At 43.2% G+C, this 18,702-nt stretch carries 17 protein-coding genes; 8 read left to right on the forward strand and 9 right to left on the reverse strand.

Going from position 1 to position 18,702, the window contains the following annotated elements; genetic code table 11:
• Positions 1 to 17: 17 nt before the first annotated feature.
• The 5 genes from QZ998_RS06330 to rd all read left to right on the forward strand — a co-directional run bounded on the left by QZ998_RS06330 (position 18) and on the right by rd (position 4,162).
• Positions 18 to 887 carry a hypothetical protein gene (locus tag QZ998_RS06330; protein ID WP_296558966.1) on the forward strand — a complete coding sequence of 290 codons (870 nt, stop codon included), beginning with the start codon at positions 18 to 20 and terminating at the stop codon, positions 885 to 887.
• 12 nt (positions 888 to 899) lie between these two features.
• Complete coding sequence (locus QZ998_RS06335; RefSeq protein ID WP_296558967.1) at positions 900 to 2,195, forward strand: ABC transporter permease; 1,296 nt, start codon at positions 900 to 902, stop codon at positions 2,193 to 2,195.
• 124 nt (positions 2,196 to 2,319) lie between these two features.
• Positions 2,320 to 2,943, forward strand: a complete 624-nt coding sequence (locus QZ998_RS06340) for a Yip1 family protein (RefSeq protein WP_296558969.1) — start codon at positions 2,320 to 2,322, stop codon at positions 2,941 to 2,943.
• 19 nt (positions 2,944 to 2,962) lie between these two features.
• Positions 2,963 to 3,883: an ROK family protein gene (locus tag QZ998_RS06345; protein ID WP_296558971.1), complete on the forward strand. Its 921-nt coding sequence runs from the start codon at positions 2,963 to 2,965 to the stop codon at positions 3,881 to 3,883.
• Between the two features lie 120 nt (positions 3,884 to 4,003).
• A complete protein-coding gene (gene rd, locus QZ998_RS06350; RefSeq protein ID WP_296558973.1) occupies positions 4,004 to 4,162 on the forward strand; it encodes a rubredoxin in 159 nt (52 codons plus the stop codon).
• A 67-nt stretch (positions 4,163 to 4,229) separates the two neighbouring features.
• On the opposite strand, the gene QZ998_RS06355 is transcribed toward rd, so the two are convergent.
• Positions 4,230 to 4,919 (reverse strand): DUF554 domain-containing protein, encoded by a 690-nt coding sequence (locus QZ998_RS06355; RefSeq protein WP_296558974.1) that lies wholly within the window; start codon positions 4,917 to 4,919, stop codon positions 4,230 to 4,232.
• A gap of 176 nt (positions 4,920 to 5,095) precedes the next feature.
• Here QZ998_RS06355 and QZ998_RS06360 point away from each other — a divergent pair, with 176 nt between their 5' ends.
• The 3 genes from QZ998_RS06360 to QZ998_RS06370 are packed head-to-tail and all read left to right on the forward strand — an operon-like array spanning position 5,096 to position 10,289.
• Positions 5,096 to 6,646, forward strand: a complete 1,551-nt coding sequence (locus QZ998_RS06360) for an exopolyphosphatase (protein WP_296558976.1) — start codon at positions 5,096 to 5,098, stop codon at positions 6,644 to 6,646.
• Positions 6,643 to 8,751, forward strand: a complete 2,109-nt coding sequence (locus QZ998_RS06365) for an RNA degradosome polyphosphate kinase (RefSeq protein ID WP_296558978.1) — start codon at positions 6,643 to 6,645, stop codon at positions 8,749 to 8,751. The genes QZ998_RS06360 and QZ998_RS06365 overlap by 4 nt, the downstream gene beginning before the upstream one ends.
• A 2-nt stretch (positions 8,752 to 8,753) precedes the next feature.
• A complete protein-coding gene (locus tag QZ998_RS06370) occupies positions 8,754 to 10,289 on the forward strand; it encodes a Ppx/GppA phosphatase family protein (protein ID WP_296558980.1) in 1,536 nt (511 codons plus the stop codon).
• A 56-nt stretch (positions 10,290 to 10,345) separates the two neighbouring features.
• Here the strand turns inward: QZ998_RS06370 and QZ998_RS06375 are convergent, their stop codons facing one another.
• From QZ998_RS06375 to rlmH, 8 genes are all read right to left on the reverse strand, one after another.
• A complete protein-coding gene (locus tag QZ998_RS06375; RefSeq protein WP_296558982.1) occupies positions 10,346 to 11,059 on the reverse strand; it encodes an ABC transporter ATP-binding protein in 714 nt (237 codons plus the stop codon).
• Entirely contained in the window at positions 11,046 to 11,849 is an 804-nt protein-coding gene (locus QZ998_RS06380) for an ABC transporter ATP-binding protein (protein ID WP_296558984.1), read from the reverse strand. The genes QZ998_RS06375 and QZ998_RS06380 overlap by 14 nt, the downstream gene beginning before the upstream one ends.
• The gene (locus QZ998_RS06385; protein ID WP_296558985.1) at positions 11,849 to 12,952 is read right to left on the reverse strand and encodes a branched-chain amino acid ABC transporter permease; all 1,104 of its coding nucleotides are present in this window, start codon (positions 12,950 to 12,952) and stop codon (positions 11,849 to 11,851) included. Before QZ998_RS06385 ends, QZ998_RS06380 begins: the two co-directional genes overlap by 1 nt.
• Before the next feature lie 14 nt (positions 12,953 to 12,966).
• On the reverse strand, positions 12,967 to 13,860 hold the full coding sequence (locus QZ998_RS06390; protein WP_296559004.1) for a branched-chain amino acid ABC transporter permease: 894 nt from the start codon (positions 13,858 to 13,860) through the stop codon (positions 12,967 to 12,969).
• Positions 13,861 to 14,036: 176 nt separating this feature from the next.
• The gene (locus tag QZ998_RS06395) at positions 14,037 to 15,203 is read right to left on the reverse strand and encodes an ABC transporter substrate-binding protein (protein WP_296558987.1); all 1,167 of its coding nucleotides are present in this window, start codon (positions 15,201 to 15,203) and stop codon (positions 14,037 to 14,039) included.
• A 173-nt stretch (positions 15,204 to 15,376) separates the two neighbouring features.
• Complete coding sequence (gene malQ / locus QZ998_RS06400) at positions 15,377 to 16,960, reverse strand: 4-alpha-glucanotransferase (RefSeq protein WP_296558988.1); 1,584 nt, start codon at positions 16,958 to 16,960, stop codon at positions 15,377 to 15,379.
• A 1-nt stretch (position 16,961) separates the two neighbouring features.
• A complete protein-coding gene (hslO, locus tag QZ998_RS06405; protein ID WP_296558990.1) occupies positions 16,962 to 17,852 on the reverse strand; it encodes an Hsp33 family molecular chaperone HslO in 891 nt (296 codons plus the stop codon).
• Between the two features lie 31 nt (positions 17,853 to 17,883).
• On the reverse strand, positions 17,884 to 18,363 hold the full coding sequence (gene rlmH, locus QZ998_RS06410) for a 23S rRNA (pseudouridine(1915)-N(3))-methyltransferase RlmH (RefSeq protein ID WP_296558993.1): 480 nt from the start codon (positions 18,361 to 18,363) through the stop codon (positions 17,884 to 17,886).
• Positions 18,364 to 18,702: the final 339 nt, after the last annotated feature.

The raw sequence follows: 18,702 nt of genomic DNA on the forward strand, positions 1-18,702 counted from the left end.
TAAGAAATGGAGAAATTATGAAGGATGAATCGAAAAACAGGGTTAAGATAGCGTGTTCTGCACTGCTCTTGTCCTTGCTGTTATTATTTTGTTTTACACCGGCTGCAATGGCAGCTCCGGAGCAGCCACTGCTCCAGATTAGCGCCGTGACCTTTGACCCGGCCACGGTTTCACCGGGAAAGCCATTTAAAATGAAGGTTACCCTGACCAATCACGGCGAGTACCACGCCTACAATGTGACGCTTGATGTATTATCACAAGCCGGTGCTAATGATCTGGGGGTTTTCTCAATGGTCGGAACCGGCAGTCATTTTTATGTTGAAAGAATAAAATCGGGAGAGAGCGCCACCATTGAATTACCGATGGTTTCTTCTCCCAATACTGAAGCGAAGAACTATAATCTGAATCTGCAGCTCAATTGTGAAGACAGTGACAGCGATATCTATAATTTTACCGCTACTGTTGGGATTGTAATCAATGAAAGTGAATCCATGTCGATCATTGCCCCAGAACGGTATATATTGACTAAAAATGATAAGGGTCTGACACCGATTAGTTTTGAAATTGCCAACTTTGGCTCAAACCCGGTGCGGGGAGTTCAGGTAAGTGTTTCAGGAGCAGGTCTCGACTTTGCCAATACTTATCAGTATTATGGCACCTTTGAAAAAGAAGACAGCGACGATTTTACTACCGATGTAACAACGGCTGAAACAGGGGAGTTTCCTGGCGTCATTACCTTGAAATTCATGGATAGTTTTAATAATGAACGAACCATCGAAAAAGCCATCATTATCGTAGCTGAAGAAACGTCAACCCAGGCGGCTGATACCGGGGAAGAAAACTTTTTTCAAAAATTTCTCAGGGTAGTTTTCGGCATTGGCGCTTAGCGGGGTGAGGCTGTGAATAAGCAAGAACTCCTGCGTCTATCCTGGGAGAATCTCTGGCGGATGAAGTTTCGTACCATTCTTACGATCATCGGAGTGGTAATTGGCACATCTTCGATCATTGTAATGGTCTCCATCGGTACTGGTGCCCAGAAAAGCATCACCGATGAACTTTCTGGGATCGGTTCGATCACAACGCTGCAGGTTTATCAGGATCTTTCCTCAATGGGAGTAACTTCGATGGGTGGGGGTAAAACTGGTGATAAACCGATTCTTAATGATGATGCCATCAAAGATATGAAAAAAATTGATGGCGTGGTGACGGTGACACCAGTAGTCAATCTCAGTGGTGCTGAAATTGAAGTCAAGCGGGAACAGTATGGGGTCTCCTTGATGGGGGTAGATTACAGTGTTTTAAAAGATATGCGCTACGAAACCACTAGCGGAAAAAAACCGGGTTCAAATGATCAAAACAGTGTTATTTTAGGAAAAGATGTACTAACTAGCTTCACCTATAGCGGGGCTTCAACACAGTCCCAACAAAGTGAGGTAAAGCCCGAAGATCTGATTGGTCAGAATGTTAATCTGATTATTCGGCGCACCAATGAAAATGGCGAAGAGGAGACAAAAACTCAGAAACTGAAAGTTACTGGGGTGCTGGAAGCCACTGGCGGCAACGAGGACTATGCTATCATTGCCGACTATCAACTGGTAACCGAACTTAACGAATGGCAAACCGGGAGAAAGGTTAATGTAAAAAAGCAGGGCTATTCCCAGGCGCTGGTGACGGTGGAGGATTCCTCAGTGGTTAATGAGGTTACAAGTGAAATTGAAGCGATCCCGTTTACGGTATTTTCGATGCAACAGATTCTTGATTCGATGGGCTCGGTGTTCCAGATGTTGCAAATTCTTTTAGGTGGTATCGGTGGGGTCGCGCTTTTGGTTGCCTGCATTGGGATTATCAATACCATGACCATGTCGATTTATGAACGGACTAAGGAAATTGGCATCATGAAGGTGATTGGGGCGTCCATTTCGGATATTCGCAATATGTTTATTGCCGAATCAACGATGATTGGGTTGATTGGGGGGCTGGTCGGGATTGTGATCAGTTTGCTGCTTTCAGTGCTGATTAATCTGATTGCCGGATTGTTTATCGGCGGCGAAGGTGGGGTCACGATCTCATTCATTACACCGGGATTGGTGATCTTTGCGCTGGTCTTCTCAGCGCTGGTGGGACTATTGTCCGGGGTGCGACCGGCCATCAAGGCGGCCAATCTCAGCTCACTCGATGCGATCCGCAGTGAATAATTATTAATAAATCCAGATAGCGATAAATAAGCAAAAAAGTATAATTAACTGCGGGAGCAGTACAAAATGGGTAGAGATATTTGCCAGTTACAGTAGAAAAAACTTAGAAAGAGAAGGACTAACTATGAACTATTTAAATCTATTGATAAATCCTGTAAAGTTTTTCAAACAGGTTTCTGAAAAAGAGAAGCTGTCGTTATTGATTCCAATTATGATCATCATCATCATCGGGGGTTTAACAGGTGTGATTGCTGGTAATGTGGTGGGAGGGATGGATCTTCCTGCTGATCAGATGGGGATGATTAAGACCATCTCCATTGTTACCGGGATTTTCTCCGCAATCATCAGTTTGGCCATTGCGATGGTGGTTAAGGCCGCCATCTTTAATCTGGTATTAAAGAAAATGAGTGGCGAAGGCTCTTTTAAAAGCGCTGTTTATGTGGTGGGACTGAGTTATTTTCCTAAGATTTTCCAGAGCATTCTCAATATATTTTTTCAAAAACCGATCGATATGACCAAGGTTTATGAAATGGATTGGGTCGCTTTTCTAGGCGGGATTTTCAGTGTCTTTAACATCTGGCAGATTATCCTGACCATTATTGGTCTGGCTCTTGTTTACGGCGTCAGCTATAAAAAAACGGCCATTCCGGTGTTGGGCTTGGAAGTGGTAGCCGCCGGACTAGGCTTAGGAATTTCGCTGATCAGCCTTAATTCGATGGCCGGATTATCGACCACGACGATCAGCTAGAAAAACAGGAGGAAATCGGATGGGAATCGGCATCGATTTAGGTGGCACCGCTATCAAAGGTGGGATCGTTGATTATCAGGGAACCATTCAAAAAGAACGGATGGTAAAAACTCAAAGCCAATTGGGTTATGCCCAGGTATTAAACGATCTGGTGGTATTAATTAAAGAACTGCATCAGCTCACCCCTGAAGAAACCGGAGTAGGTATCGGTATTCCAGGAATCCTGTCAGCGGATGGTGCAACCGTAGTTTCCTGTCCCAATCTCAACTGGAAAAACCGGCCATTAAAGCAGGATCTCGAAAGCTGTCTGTCGCTTGAAGTGCTGCTGGTCAATGACGCTACCGCCGCCTGTATTGCTGAAGCGGCATTTGGGAGCACCCGGGATAAAAAAAATTCTGTGATTCTGACCCTAGGTACTGGAGTTGGTGGTGGCGTAATCATCAATGAGCATGTTATCTTCGGCGCTCACGGGGTAGCGTCAGAAGTTGGCCATATGATTATGGAAGAGAATTTCTATGATTGCAATTGCGGAAAAAACGGCTGCTTGGAGACCTTTGCGTCGGCCACGGCGCTAATTCGTTATTGTCAGAAACAATTGGATGAGGGCACTGAATCGGTTTTAAGAACAATCAAAAATTTTGATGCCAGGGATATTTTCGAGTTTGCCAAAGCCGGGGATGTATTGGCCTTAGCTGCAGTTAACCGCCTGACCCGATATCTGGGCTGGGCAATTGCCAATATCAGTGATCTGATTGATCCGGAGGTCTTTACCATCGGCGGTGGGTTGTCTGGCGCCGGGGAATTTTTGCTGGAAAAGATCATCGCTGAGACGAGAAGTCGTCTAACCTATCCTCAATATGCAATGCCAGAAATTGTTCTGGCCACTTTTGGAAACGAAGCCGGCATGATTGGCGCCGCTAATCTCAGCCGTTTTATTTAAAGAGACTCGATTTTTGGCGAATGAAAGCATCAAAAAATTGAATAATGAAAAAAAACATTGATTTAATACTTAGAACGATTATAATAGAGATATGTCATACTAAAATAAAGGAGAATTTCAATGCAAAAATATGAATGTGATGTCTGTGGTTATATCTATGACCCAGCAGTAGGGGATCCAGACAACGGGGTAGCAGCAGGAACGGCTTTTGCAGATGTTCCGGAAGATTGGGTATGTCCAGAATGTGGCGTTGATAAAAGTTCGTTTTCAGAAGTTTAAAAACAATCAAGAATAATTTAATCAAAAAAGCAGTCAGAGCCGGCCTAGTAGCCGGCTTTTGTTTGCTCTAAATTGACAAAAAACCGATAATCCAAATAAAAAAAATCGGCATAAAAACCGCTGGCAGTAGATTACCGACCTTGAGCTCTTTTATTTTTAGCATATTTATGCCTATTGCCATAATCAGAACGCCACCGACAGCGTTCATTTCGGTGATCATTTCAGGCAAAAGCAGGGTTCTGACTGAGCCAGCTAAAAGCGAAATACTGCCCTGATAGAGGAGCACTGGAATAGCCGAAAAGACAACACCGATTCCCAATGTGGAGGAGAGAATCATTGAAAAAATACCATCCAAAAGAGATTTGCTTAAAAGAATACTAAAGCTCCCGGTTAACCCGTTCTCCAGAGCGCCCATAATAGCCATCGAGCCGGTACAAAAAAGCAGGGAAGAGCTGACAAAGCCTTGGGAGATATTATTGTTACTGCCTTTCATCTTGGCTTCCAGGCGATCACCAATTCGTTGCAGCTGTTTTTCAATATTAATCAGCTCGCCCAGGATTCCACCAAACAATAAGCTCAGCAGCATCAGCATGATGTTTTCAGTTTCGATGGTCATAGTAATACCAATCACAACGACACCGAGCCCCAGCCCCTGGGTGATCGTTTCACAGAGGCGTTGGGGCAATGCCCGTTTAAATAAAAGACCGATAAAGCCGCAAATTACAATGGCTGCAGCATTGATTAGGGTACCTAACAAAGATTTTTCCTCCTGATCTAATAACTTTAACCATTGTAACATAAAACCGGAATCGCTGAAATCATAACTATTCATCTCGGTTGATTTATTCAAAAAAAATCAAAGTTTCGATGAGTTTTAACATAAATATTTTTCGAATTGTGATAAAATAGAGAGAAGGATGTGAGGTGACGTTTATGATCAAGCGATTTTCAGTAATATATATTGGCTCAATTCGGTGTGAACTGATCGTCGGACAACGGGGGAAAGGTTGCATTAAAATATTAGATCGCGCTTTTTTCCCGATTAGTTTTGGCAGTCAGAGTTTTACTAAAGGTGAGATTTCATTTAAGTCGGTTTATGCGCTGTGCCAAACGATCAACGCCTATATCGAAATGTCTGAAACTTACGGGGTTGAATCAATAAAAGTATTTGGAACAACGGCTCTCCGGGAAGCTCGAAATCGACTCTATATTCTTGAACAGATAAAAATTAATACCGGCGGCTATGAGGTAGAAATTCTTGATCGGGAAGAAGAAACGCATCTTATTTACCGTCATATGGTATTAAAATGCGACCCCGAATTTGATATTATCAGTGGAACAAAAACCGACCAGATGTTGGCTTCTATTTCAAGCGGTAATGTTTCGGTGGCCTTGTTAAAAAATGGCATCATCGACTATCACCAGACAGCTCAATTGGGTTATCTTAAAATGAAGGAAGTCCTCAAATCGATCGAAGAAAATTCGGATCGTTTCGAAACCCTGTTGATGGAATATATTTCGATCAACACTCAGGATATCGTCGAAAATATCAGAAAGCGTCACATTAAAAGACTCTTTGTATCATCCCATGAGGTCGATGTGATCGCTCAGTTATGTGGCTATACAGCGCGGCAGGATTATTATGTCATCAATGCTGAGGACTTTGACAAGTTATGTAAAACAGCAGGTGATCTGACGGTAAATCAACTATTAAAAAAGTACCCGCTATTGAATCAAAATGAGGCTGAAACGTTAAATCATACCCTGATGTTATATTTAAAGCTGCTGGCCGAAACAGGGGTTGATACTTTTATCCTGATTCCGATGATCATCGGGGATGCTTATTTAGATTTTGAATTTCAAATCACAAAAAGACAGCAACTGACCGAATGGATTGAAGCGGGCAGTTATCTGTCTGCAAAAACGATCGGTAAAAAATATCACACTAGCCACAAGCATTCAGAGTTTGTCGAAAAAATCAGTTTGAAGATTTTTGACTCCTTGAAAAAATACCACCAGCTGGGAAAAAGGGAGCGTCAGCTTTTATCGATGCTCTGCTACCTGATGGAAGTGGGCAGCTTCATTGATCATAAAAATTTCTGGGTTCAGAGTCGTTATATTATTGAAACCACCGATATTATTGGCGTTTCTCAAGATGAGAAAGCTGTGATGGGAAAGGTGGCAGAGGCTGTTAAAACAAACTTTATCAAGGGCGAAGAAAAAATCCATTCAAGTGATGAAGAAGAGCAGTTGCTGGTTGCCAAGCTGGCGGCTATTCTTAAGCTGGCGATTGCCCTGGATAAAAGTTATCAGCAGAAAATTCAGAACATTTACTGTCACGTCAGAGATGAAAAATTGGTGATCAGCTTGACCACCGGGAAAAACTTTCAATTGGAAGAGTATTTTTTTAATGCAAGCCGGACAACTATGGAAAATGTCTATGGCATCAAACCAATACTGAAGATTAAGAGGGTTGAATCATGAAAAATAATTTGTTTATTAATCGCGAAATCAGTTGGCTGGATTTCAATTATCGCGTTCTCGATGAGGCATATGATAAATGTAATCTGATTATCGATCGACTTAAATTTTTAGCCATTACAGCATCAAATCTGGATGAATTTTTTATGGTTCGGGTAGCTGGTATTATGGATCAGATTAATGTTGGTTATAATAAAAAATCGGTCGATGGACTAACCCCGATCGAACAATTATCGATACTTAATAATATGACCCAGGAAATGATGGCCAGACAATATACCTGTTTATCTAAATCGATCATACCGGAGCTAAATCAGAATAACATCTTTTTTTTAAGTTATGATGAGCTGGATGATGAAAGCAGAGATTTTGCACTCCACTATTTCAGGCATGAATGTTACCCGGTTTTGACCCCTCAGGCGATTGATAACAGCCGCCCCTTTCCATTGGTGAAAAATAACCAGGTTTACCTTTGCGTGATGCTGCATGATACCGAAGCTAAGGTAAAGGATGATAAGGATTTTATGGCTATCCTCGAAATTCCCAAGGTATTGGATCGGATTATTGCACTACCAAGAGCGACAGACTCCAAGGCGCTTAATTATATTTTTGTCGAGGATCTAATCAGTCCCTTTGTTAATGAGCTTTTTACCGGTTACGATGTCAAACAGGTTAACGCCTTTCGAATTACCCGTAATGGTGATCTGGCCATTGACGAGGATGAAGCGGAAGATCTGCTGATTGAAATTGAGAAATCGATTGAGCAGCGCAAGTGGGGTGCCAGCATTAAGTTAGAAGTCACCCGAGACATGAGTAAAAAAATGAAAAAATGGCTGATGCATGAATTAGAAATTGTAGAAAGTGAATTGTATGAGCTTAAGGGTAATTTAGATCTGAACTGTTTTATGAAATTTCACAGCCGCAGTGAATTTGACGAACTCAGAGAACCACGTTACACCCCTGTGATCTCTAATGAGTTTTATGAGGCGGCGGATATCTTTGAGGTAATACGAGAAAAAGACCGACTGCTCCACCACCCTTACCAGTCTTTTCAAACAGTTGTCGACTTTGTCAAGGCGGCATCAACAGATCCGGATGTGCTGGCAATCAAACAAACGCTTTACCGGGTCAGTGGGGACTCCCCAATTATCGAAGCTTTGATCGAGGCTGCTCAGAATGGTAAACAGATAACTGTACTGGTAGAACTCAAGGCGCGGTTTGATGAAGCCAACAATATTGTGTGGGCAAAAAAACTGGAACGCGCTGGGTGCCATGTAATATATGGGCTGGTGGGCCTTAAAATTCACTGTAAAATGATTCTGGTAGTAAGAAAAGAGTCTGACGGTATCAAGCGGTATGTGCATCTGGGAACAGGCAACTACAATGATGTTACGGCTGGTCTGTATACCGATATGGGAATGTTCACCGCAAAAGAAAGCTATGGATCGGATGTTTCGACCCTGTTTAACCTGCTTTCTGGCTACAGCCATTATAGCCTGTGGAAAAAGATCGAAGTGGCACCAAAAACAATGCGAAGTGCCTTTTATATTGCTATTGACCGGGAAATCGAAAATATCAGAATTGGTGAGAAAGGAAAGATTATTGCAAAAATGAATTCGCTGGTGGATGAAGGTATTATTAACAGACTCTACGAAGCATCCCAGGCTGGGGTTGAGATTCAACTGATTGTCCGGGGGATGTGCTCGCTCATACCTGGGTTACCAGGAATTAGTGAAAATATAACTGTTCACAGCATTGTTGGGACATTTTTGGAACACAGCCGGATTTATTATTTTTATAACCAGGGCAAGGAAGATGTTTTTCTTTCCAGCGCTGACTGGATGGAAAGAAACCTGAACCGGCGGATTGAAACCCTTTTTCCAGTTGAGGAAGAAAGTCTGAAGGAGAAGCTTAAACAAATTTTAGAGGTGACCTTGAAGGATACAATTAAGACCCGTTTAATGACTGAATCAGGGGAATACGTACGGATTGACAAACGTGGAAAAGAATTGCTTTCCTGTCAGGATTATTTCTGTGAAGAAGCAGAAAAAGAATTTGAACTGGCTAAGAATAAAGTGGTTTTAATACAGAATATTGAGGGAGAATAAACGTGGAAAGACGAAATATCGGTGTAATTGACATTGGCTCAAATAGCGTCCATCTGGTGATTGGCGAGTACTATAATAATGAATACTTTCAGATCATTGACGATGTGAAGGTTAATGTCCGCTTAAATGACAGACTGGCGGAAACAGGTAAACTTCAGCAGGAACGGATGGATTTTGGGATCCAAACCCTGTCGATGTTTGTTAGTATGTGCGACGCCTACGGCATCCAAAAGGTCATTGCTGTGGCAACGGCAGCGATCCGAAAAGCATCTAACGGAGCAGCATATGTAGCCCGCATTAAAACTGAAGTTGGTCTGGATGTAACGATCATTACCGGGGAAGTAGAGGCTGCTATGGACTACCTCGGTGCCATCAATACCTTGGACATCAAGGATGCTCTACTAATGGATATTGGTGGTGGAAGTACCGAATTTGTTCTTATAAAAGACCGAAAAAAAGTCGATGCCATCAGTCTGCCCTTTGGATCGATTGATTTGGCTGAAAAATTCGATCTGATGGATGAGGTGACTGATAAAAAGCTAAAGACACTGGATCATTTTTTGAAAGATGCATTTGGTGAGATGCCCTTGCTTGAGAAGGCGAGCGGTTTGCCAGTAATCGGAGTGGGCGGAACGATTCGAAATGTCGGTCGGATTCATCGCAGCTTTATTGATTACCCATTAGAAATTGCCCATAATTATCGGATGAAATCAAACGATGTGAAACGTATCTGTGAAATGGCTGCCAGCATGAATTTAGCAGAGCGGTCAAATCTAAAAGGTTTGTCAAAAGGTCGGATCGACATTTTTGTGGGCTCCAGCCATGCCCTCGAGCGGGTTATGAAGCACATCGGTTCACCCGAATTGATAATCAGTAACGCTGGTTTGCGGGATGGTATTATTTATGATTACTTCGGTTATAATGAGGAGAACCTGGTCTATGATATTTTTGAGCTGTCGCTAGTCAACATTATGCTCAACTTCAATGTCAACATTCCTCATGCGTATCATGTTCTTAAGCTCACAGAAAATCTATTTGAGCAGCTTAAACCCTTACATGGCATCAATTGGGATGTGCGTAAGATGATCCGTGCCAGTGCGATGCTCCACGATGTGGGCATAAAGCTGCAATTTGGGAATCACCATGAACATAGTTTTTATATCATCTTGAACTCAGGCCTCCTGGGGATCGAGCAAAAAGAACTGCTAATGAGTGCTTTTATTGCTTTAAACCATCGTACCAATAAAAAAATCCAAATTTCCGAAGAATATTTTGGACTGCTCCAGGATGACGAGCGCCATCTGATTGACCAGCTGAGTTTATTTCTGCAAATATCCGAGTATCTGGATCGTAGCATGGATGGGGTGGTAAAAGATGTGAACTGTGTTATTATGGAAAAAGAAGTTCAGCTCAATGTCCTGACAACTGGTCATTCGGTATTTGATGACTTGATTATCAGCGAATGCGGCAAAAAATTTAAGCGGGTGTTTAATAAAACGCTAACGATTAATAACAAGGTCATAATTTCGAAACGATAAAAAAGCCTCCAATTATTCAGTGCGAATAATTGGAGGCTTTGCTTTTGGTCGGCTTGTTATTTATTGCGATGGCTTTTGCCAAGATAAGCTTCTTTAATGCTTTCATCTGCCAGAAGCTCCTTACCAGTACCTTCTTTAGTTATTTTGCCAGTTTCCAGGACATAGGCGTAATCAGCTACTTTGAGAGCCATATTGGCATTTTGTTCAATTAAGAGAATGGTCATCCCTTCTTTATTCAGGGTTTCGATGATATCAAAGATACCCTGAACAATTAGCGGGGCAAGCCCCAGAGAGGGTTCGTCCATCATCAGCAGTTTTGGTCGGCTCATCATCGCCCGGCCAACGGCCAGCATTTGTTGCTCACCACCAGATAAGGTTCCGGCATGCTGCCAGGAACGTTCCTCCAGACGGGGAAATAGTCCGTAGATTTTTTGGATATCCTCATCTAAATTGTCTTTGCGCATGTAAGCGCCAATTTTTAAGTTCTCCAGCACGGTCAGATCCGGGAACACATGTCGTCCTTCCGGCACCAAGGTGATACCCTTATCGACAACTTTAGTGGTGTCCAGCCCCAGGAGTTCATCACCGTTATAGGTAATGCTCCCGGCTTTTGACTTAACCAGATTGACAATGGCTCGTAGCGTGGTGCTTTTTCCGGCGCCATTGGCACCGATTAGGGTGACAATTTTTCCTTGTGGGACTTCGATATCAATCCCCTTGACGGCTTCGATACCGCCATAGGCTACCTCTAAATTACTAATTTTCAACATCAGCGTCTACCCCCAAATATGCTTCAATAACCTTTGGATCATTCTGAACCTCATCTGGGGTTCCTTTTGCGATGGTACAGCCAAAATCCAATACGTAGATATGATCAGAGATTTCCATAACCAGATCCATATGATGTTCGATCATAAATATAGTCAGATCAAAATCAGTTTTTAGCTTAAAAATTAGATCGGTTAATTCATCGGTCTCCTGGGGATTCATCCCGGCAGCCGGTTCATCGAGCAGCAGCAGATTCGGTTTGGTGGCCAGGGCACGAGCAATTTCGAGATGGCGTTGCTGTCCATAGGGCAGCGAAGAAGCTTTTTCGTTTTGCAAATCGATCAGCCCCAGCCGTTCCAGTAAAAATTCGCATTCAGCCTTGGCCTGGCGTTCGCCTTTTTTTGCTTTAGGAGCCCTCAGCATCGCCGAAAGAAAGCTATAATTGGCATTCAAGTGGGTGGCAACCAGGACGTTCTCAATAACGCTAAGCTCCTTAAACAGACGGATATTTTGAAAGGTTCGGGCAATACCCATACTAGTTATCTTATCCGGTTTTTTACCGGTAATATCAATCTCAGTAGCAGTACCGGCATTATTGGTTGGGGTAAAAAGCACCTTGCCGCTGGTCGGTGCATACACACCGGTGATAACATTAAAGGCGGTCGTTTTACCGGCGCCGTTAGGTCCGATCAGAGCGGCTAACTCACCTTTTTTAATATCAATATTCAAGTCGTTGACAGCAACAACACCGCCAAACTGCATGATCACATTTTCGGTTCTCAGAAGACTCATTAATTGCCACCCCCTTCATTTGATGTCTTTTTTCCGCCCAGCTTTTTTTTGATCGATTGGTATTTCTGAGCCATGAAATCCCAGGTGAGCTCATTGGTACCCATTAAGCCCTTGCGGTAGAAAAGAACGATGACCATCAGCAGGAATGAGAAGACTACCATTCGGAGCCCAGGTCGAAAGATCGGAAGATCGAGGCCGAAGGCCATTGGCTCATCCAGAAAACGTAGTGCTTCCTGACCTAAGGTGACCACAAAGCTAGCAATGATGGTTCCTGATATGCTGCCCATGCCGCCAAGGACGATGATCAACAAAAAGTTATATGTTAGCGTAAAATAAAATTGTTTCGGGTCAACAGTGCCCAATAGGGCGGCAAATAAGCCGCCACCGATGCCGGTAAAAAAGGCGCCAATCAAGAATGAGGTCATCTTTGTTTTAAAGAGACCAACACCCATTGCTTCGGCAGCAATTTCGTCTTCCCGGATCGATTTGAAAGCGCGCCCATAGGTGGAATTAATTAGCAGTACCGTAGCAATGATAATCAAAAGAGCGGTTCCGTAAGTCCACCAGAGACTACTGATGGTGGGAATGCTCTTAATCCCCAGCGCACCATTGGTGATCGATTGGGTATTGGTGAAGACGATTCGGATAATCTCCGAAAAACCGAGGGTAGCAATAGCCAGATAATCACCTCGCAGCCGTAAACAAGGCGAGCCAATAAAAAAGGCCGCGACAGCGGAAACCAGACCGCCCAGAATCAAAGCTACAATAAATGGCAACTGAATATTAGCTAAGAATGGCGCCATCGGTTCGAGGTAGAAAATAGCCGCGCGGGACTCAATGGGAACGGTAAAAACTGCCACCGTATAGGCACCAATGGCCATAAAACCAGCCTGACCGAGAGAAAATTGTCCGGTAAAACCGTTGACCAGGTTCATCGCCAAACTGACAATGACGTAAATAGCGCATAGATTTAATAATCGGCGCACATAGGAATCAACAAAATTGTCGGCTAAACCGATCCCGATAAGAAGAACAACTAAAAATACGGCTGTTTTCCAATGAAGCTTTAAGTAGGTACCGATGTTGTTTTGAGTTTCTTTCATTTCTGGTACCTCCCCTAAACCTTTTCCATATACTTCTTACCAAGGAGTCCATTGGGAAGAAATAGTAGAATAATAATCAAGATGACAAATGCGATAGCGTCGCGGTATCCGGTCAGCGCTGGGAAAAAGGCGACCATCAGAACCTCGGAAAAGCCAAGGATTAAGCCGCCAAGAACGGCTCCCTTAACGTTGCCGATGCCACCGATAACGGCAGCAATAAAGCATTTTAACCCAGGAACAACGCCCATGAGGGGTAACACCGATGGGTATTTCATACACCATAAAATTGCGCCAACTGCTGCCAGTGCAGAGCCGATGGCAAAGGTTGAAGAAATAACCCCATTGATCTTAATACCCATGAGTTTGGCGGTGTCATAATCGACAGCCACAGCCCGCATTGCCATCCCAATTTTAGTTTTATTAATAATATAAAGTAATGCAGACATCAGGATAAATGCAACAATTGGAATAACAATAGAAACCGGCTGAAAGGACAAGCTACCAATAAAAAAAGGTGTTGTCATCAGTGGGAATTCAGGAAACGCTTGTGGTTTTCCTGAAAACAAGTAAGTAGCCACATTTTCAAGTAAAAACGAAACCCCGATTGCTGAAATCAGCAGCGATGTTTTGGGGGCATCCCGCAACGGGCGATAGGCGACCCGCTCGATTGTAACACCCAGTAGCATGGTTAAACCAATCGTGATAATAAAGGTGACATACCAGGGAATAAAAAATACTGCAATCCCAAAATATGTGAAATAGGCAGCCATCATAAAGATATCGCCGTGGGCAAAGTTGATCAGTCTTAAGATCCCATAAACCATGGTATAGCCTATGGCAATTAAGGCATATAAACTACCAACTGATAAACCATTGATAAGTTGCTGCAAGAATGTTTCCATTGTCATTCCAACGACCATAATTAAAACCTCGTTATATCATTTAATTTAAATTGAGGGTATCTGATAACAAATACCCTCAATGTTTGTTCGTTTGAAGGGCGCACAAACATTTGCGCACCCTTGCGTAGATAAAGAGAGTCATGGTAGCCATGCTCTCCTTATGATAATTTTAGTGGTAAAGATTAGTCAATTGTTACAGAATCCATGTAGGTGAAGATTCCATTTTTGACTGTTTTGATGATTGCTTCGTTTTTGGTAGCATCACCGTTTTCGTCAATGGTAATCATCCCGGTAGCGCCTTCAAAATCTTTGGTAGCTGCTAAGGCATCGCGAATTGCTACTGGATCAGCAGATCCGGCTCTTTCGATGGCATCCAGGGTCATCATGTAGCCATCATAACCAAGCGCGGTAACAGCAGCAATGTTGTCACGGTCGGGATAAGCTTTCTTGTATTCAGCAACAAATGTTTTACCGGCTTCGGTCAGTGGGTTGGTATCATCGAAGAAGGTTGACATAACAGCGCCTTCGACATCAGCACCACCAACGGTGATAAATTCATTTGTTTCCCAGGTATCACCACCAATAAATGGAGCAGTAATGCCAAGGGCACGAGCCTGTTTGATGATCAGTGCTGATTCGGTAAAGTTACCAGGGGCAAAAATAACATCGGGATTGGCAGCTTTGATGTTTGTTAAGATACCATTGAAATCCTGGTCGCCGGTATTGTAGTTGCCAGTTGCAACAATTGAACTAGGATCACCAGTTAATTTGGTAAATGAATCGGTAAAGAACTTAGCTAAACCAACTGAATAATCGTTCGATACTTCCTGAATGATGGCAACTTTTTTAGCGTTTAAGTTTTTGTAGGCATAGTTAGCCATGACAGTACCCTGGAAAGGATCAAGGAAACAAACACGGAAGTAGTAATCATTTCCGGCGGTTACCTGTGGGTTGGTGGCTGAAAGTGCTACCGCAGGGATCTGGTTGGTTTTAACAACATCGCCAGCAGCGATTGAGAGGGAAGAACCCCAGGAACCCAGGATTGCAACAACCTTGTCTTTTTCAATCAATCGGGCAGCAGCAGTGGTCGCTTCAGCTTTGTCTGACTTGTTATCAGCAATAACCAGCTCAACTTTTTTGCCTAATACTTCGGGACGTAATTGGTTAGCCAATTCAACCCCTTCAACTTCCAGTTCTCCGCCGGCAGCATTTGCACCAGTTAAGGGTTGGAACACGCCAATTTTAATGACGTCACTATCCTCTGAAGAAGTGGTTGTTCCTCCTGAACAACCAGCGGCCATGGTTACAACCAAGGCAAGAGACAACAACACGGATAAAGTTTTTTTCACGGTAAAGTCCTCCTTTTTCTTTTTTTCCTAATTTTTACCTGTGGCTATTATACCAAAGGTTACACTTTTATTGCAAGTTTATATTAATAAATGTTTGAATTCTACGGACACTTGTTTTAATTCCACTGATTCGTAAATCTGCAAGGAACGCATCATTACGCTAAAGTGATAAATTAAGAATTGGGTTTCTGGTCTGATAGTCCGTAATCAGATGACAGTGTCACCGTGAGTTTGTGTTTTCGGTGATAGAGCTGATTTAAATGATCGTACCAGTCGACATCAATCGCAGCTAAGCCTTCCCGGGTCATTCGAAAAACCCAATTGTTTTTGGTCGTTCCAGGTTTGTTCATCCGGGTATCGCTGCCGTAACCGCAAAGATCCTGAATCGGCAGGATCACTAAATTGGCGGCACTTTGAAACAGCGTGCGTATAAAAGCCCGACAGGAAGAGCTTTGGTGGCCACCGATCTGCCATTGGTTCTCCCAGCGGTCGGCATAGCCACAATACTCAAAGGCGTAATCCCGGTGTTCCGGCGAATAGTCAAAAAATGTACCGAGTAGCGTATTATTATCATGGGTGCCTGAGTAGGCAACAGTGTTCGGAGTATAATTGTGGGGCAGATGGATATTATTAACCTCGTCAATAAAGGCGAATTCCATAATCCGCATGCCGGGAAATCCGGTATCAGCTAACAGTTTGACCAGTTCGTGATCCTGTAAACCGAGATCCTCGGCAATAATACCGGGATTAGGAAAGGATTTTTTCAATTGGCTAAAAAAATCCATTGCCGGGCCGGGGATCCAACGACCGTTTCGGGCTGTTTCTTCACTAACCGGAACCGACCAATAAGCAGAAAAGCCGCGAAAATGATCGATCCGCACCAGGTCAAAGCTTGCTAGCGCTTTTTCTATTCGTCTCATCCACCAGCCGTACTGGTTATTTTTCATCACATCCCAGCGATACAGGGGATTGCCCCAAAGCTGTCCGTCTTCACAGAAATAGTCGGGAGGAACACCGGCGACTTCAATCGGACAGCCAGCTTCATCCAGTAGAAAGAGTTCCGGGTGACACCATACATCGGCACTGGTGTGAGCGACATAGATCGGCATGTCGCCGATGATTTCGATACCTCTGGTGTTGGCGTAGCTTTTAAGCGCTGACCATTGCTGATCGTAGGCATATTGCAGGAAGTTTTGAAAATCGATTTCTTCACGGTAGGAATGTTGCACCAAAGCAAGGGTTTCGGGACAGCGTTTGACCAGATCCTGATCACTCCACTTACTCCAGTTTTCTTCCGAAAAATGCTGGGAAAGAACCGTATACAGGGAAAAATCTGGAAGCCAGTCATTGTTGGCATCACAGTAATCCTGAATAGCTTTTTTTAATTGAGTAGATAGTCGTGAATAGGCAAGTTTGAAAACCGTGTCACGATTGTGGATGAGGTTGGGATAGTTAATAGAATAGGGCGGGTCAGCTGATTGGTAGGCAGTCAGCTCATCCGTAGTTAACAAACCCCAACTTGATAAAAGCTCGAGGTCGATTAAATAAAAATTTCCGGCAAAAGCCGAGGTGCTTTTATAAGGCGAGAAACAAGCATCTACCGGGCTAGCCGGCAGAATTTGCCAATAGCTAAAGCCCATTGCCTGGAGCCGGTCAATAAAGCTGCGAGCCTCTTGCCCCAGGGTTCCGATACCATAGTCGCCGGGCAAGGCTGAAACAGGCATCAGAACACCACTGGAACGTGATTTTATTGACATATCATCCCTCTTTTTCTGGAGCATCAAGATGATCCAAAATGTTCTGTAAATCTTCCGGAGAAAAGGAATATTTCTCTTTGCAGAAGTCACAGTTGACTTCAATATCTTCCTGATCAGAGATCATCTCGATGAGATCTTTCTTCCCAATTGATATCAGTGCTTTGGTGATGCGCTGGCGGGAACAATCGCAGATAAAACGGGTGATTTCTGTTTTTGATACCTTCAAATTAAGATCTTTAAATAAATCGTCCATGATGGTTTCCAGGGTTTTTCCTTCATCGAGCAGTCTGGTCAAAGAAGGTGCATGAGACAGAGCCTCTTCAAGGGCATCAATCACCTCGTCATCAGTATCTGGCATTAATTGGATAATAAATCCGCCAGCTTGCCGAACGGTACCGTCGTCGTTTAGTAACACGCCCAAAGAAACTGAGGTGGGAATCTGTTCGGATTGCGCATAGTAATAGGTTAAGTCTTCAGCGAGCTCACCGCTGATCAGCGGTGAATAACCAACATAGGGGTCTTTCAGGCCGATGTCTTTCAAAATATTTAAAGCACCTTCACCAATGGCATCGGATACAGGTATGGGAGATTCCAGGGTATCTGAAAGGTCATTAACATAAGGATAACCTTTGACATTGCCTTTGGCATCTGCGGTTACCAGTAACCCGCTTAAAGGTCCGTCGCCAGCAATTTTTAAAGTGATCAGTTCATCTGCATTTTTCATCATCGAACCCATCAGAGAACCTGCTGTCAGTAATCGGCCTAGCGCCTGGGTAACGACTGGGCTAGTTTGGTGAAGCCTCCTGGCAGTTTCGACGAGTCCCCCTGTTGTAGCCGCAAAGACCCGAATCTGTCCGTTTCCTGCGGTCGCTTTTAGTACATAGTCCGGCATGTTTTACCTCTCCAACTTATATTTGAATGCTTTATTTATGGTAGGTTTCCCCACGAATTATTTTAAAGGCGCGGTAGATCTGTTCCAGGAGCATCACCCGAAATAATTGATGGGGAAAGGTCATTTTTGAAAAGGAACATTTCCATTGCGCGCGTTTGGTAATCTCAGGTGAAAGTCCAATGGAACCGCCGATGACAAAGGTGATCTGACTTTTCCCCTGGATCGCAAAGTTTTCGATTTTTTTTGCAAAAGACGGAGAATCGAGTTGATCGGCTTGTATTTCTAAGCTAGCTAGAATTTCCTCACCCTTTAAATAGGAAAGAATTCGACTACCCTCAATTTCGACTGCTTTTCGTCGCTGGGCTTCGCTGGCATTCTCAGGAATTTTTTCATCCTTAACCTCAATAACTTCCAGACGGCAATAGGCACTCAAACGCTTTGTATATTCATCGAGGGCCAGAGTCAAATAATTTTCCTTTATTTTTCCAACCGCAATAATACGAATATTCATTTAGTTTAGAACGTATAAACAACTAGAATACTTAAAACAAGTGCTGCGACTAAAATCAGTGCGCCAACACGATAGAGTGGTTTTTTTTTGTGCATGAGAGCCTCCTTTATGTGGTGTTTTTTTAAATTTAAGATTGAAATTTTGTCTATTATAGTTTACAATAGATGAGGTACAAATGCAAGCTATAACGGGGTGTAGCAGCACTGAAAGGTAAACTTATCGATATTTCGCTATTTCATAAAAAAATACTCTTGTGGATAACTTTTGCATATGACGCCTGTTTTTCAGAAAAGTTATCCACAACTTATGCTTAGACATCCCCTTGATGAGATATTTGTG

It is taken from the genome of uncultured Acetobacterium sp. (genome assembly GCF_927416815.1).
GTDB lineage: Bacteria > Bacillota > Clostridia > Eubacteriales > Eubacteriaceae > Acetobacterium.

Excerpts from the sequence above, each read along its gene's own strand:
- QZ998_RS06375 (WP_296558982.1), bottom strand. The coding sequence starts at position 11,059 with ATGTTGAAAATTAGTAATTTAGAGGTAGCCTATGGCGGTATCGAAGCC.
- QZ998_RS06365 (WP_296558978.1), top strand. The coding sequence starts at position 6,643 with ATGAAAAATAATTTGTTTATTAATCGCGAAATCAGTTGGCTGGATTTC.
- QZ998_RS06330 (WP_296558966.1), top strand. The coding sequence starts at position 18 with ATGAAGGATGAATCGAAAAACAGGGTTAAGATAGCGTGTTCTGCACTG.
- rd (WP_296558973.1), top strand. The coding sequence starts at position 4,004 with ATGCAAAAATATGAATGTGATGTCTGTGGTTATATCTATGACCCAGCA.
- QZ998_RS06390 (WP_296559004.1), bottom strand. The coding sequence starts at position 13,860 with ATGACAATGGAAACATTCTTGCAGCAACTTATCAATGGTTTATCAGTT.
- QZ998_RS06345 (WP_296558971.1), top strand. The coding sequence starts at position 2,963 with ATGGGAATCGGCATCGATTTAGGTGGCACCGCTATCAAAGGTGGGATC.
- QZ998_RS06360 (WP_296558976.1), top strand. The coding sequence starts at position 5,096 with ATGATCAAGCGATTTTCAGTAATATATATTGGCTCAATTCGGTGTGAA.
- QZ998_RS06385 (WP_296558985.1), bottom strand. The coding sequence starts at position 12,952 with ATGAAAGAAACTCAAAACAACATCGGTACCTACTTAAAGCTTCATTGG.
- malQ (WP_296558988.1), bottom strand. The coding sequence starts at position 16,960 with ATGTCAATAAAATCACGTTCCAGTGGTGTTCTGATGCCTGTTTCAGCC.
- QZ998_RS06380 (WP_296558984.1), bottom strand. The coding sequence starts at position 11,849 with ATGAGTCTTCTGAGAACCGAAAATGTGATCATGCAGTTTGGCGGTGTT.
- hslO (WP_296558990.1), bottom strand. The coding sequence starts at position 17,852 with ATGCCGGACTATGTACTAAAAGCGACCGCAGGAAACGGACAGATTCGG.
- QZ998_RS06340 (WP_296558969.1), top strand. The coding sequence starts at position 2,320 with ATGAACTATTTAAATCTATTGATAAATCCTGTAAAGTTTTTCAAACAG.
- rlmH (WP_296558993.1), bottom strand. The coding sequence starts at position 18,363 with ATGAATATTCGTATTATTGCGGTTGGAAAAATAAAGGAAAATTATTTG.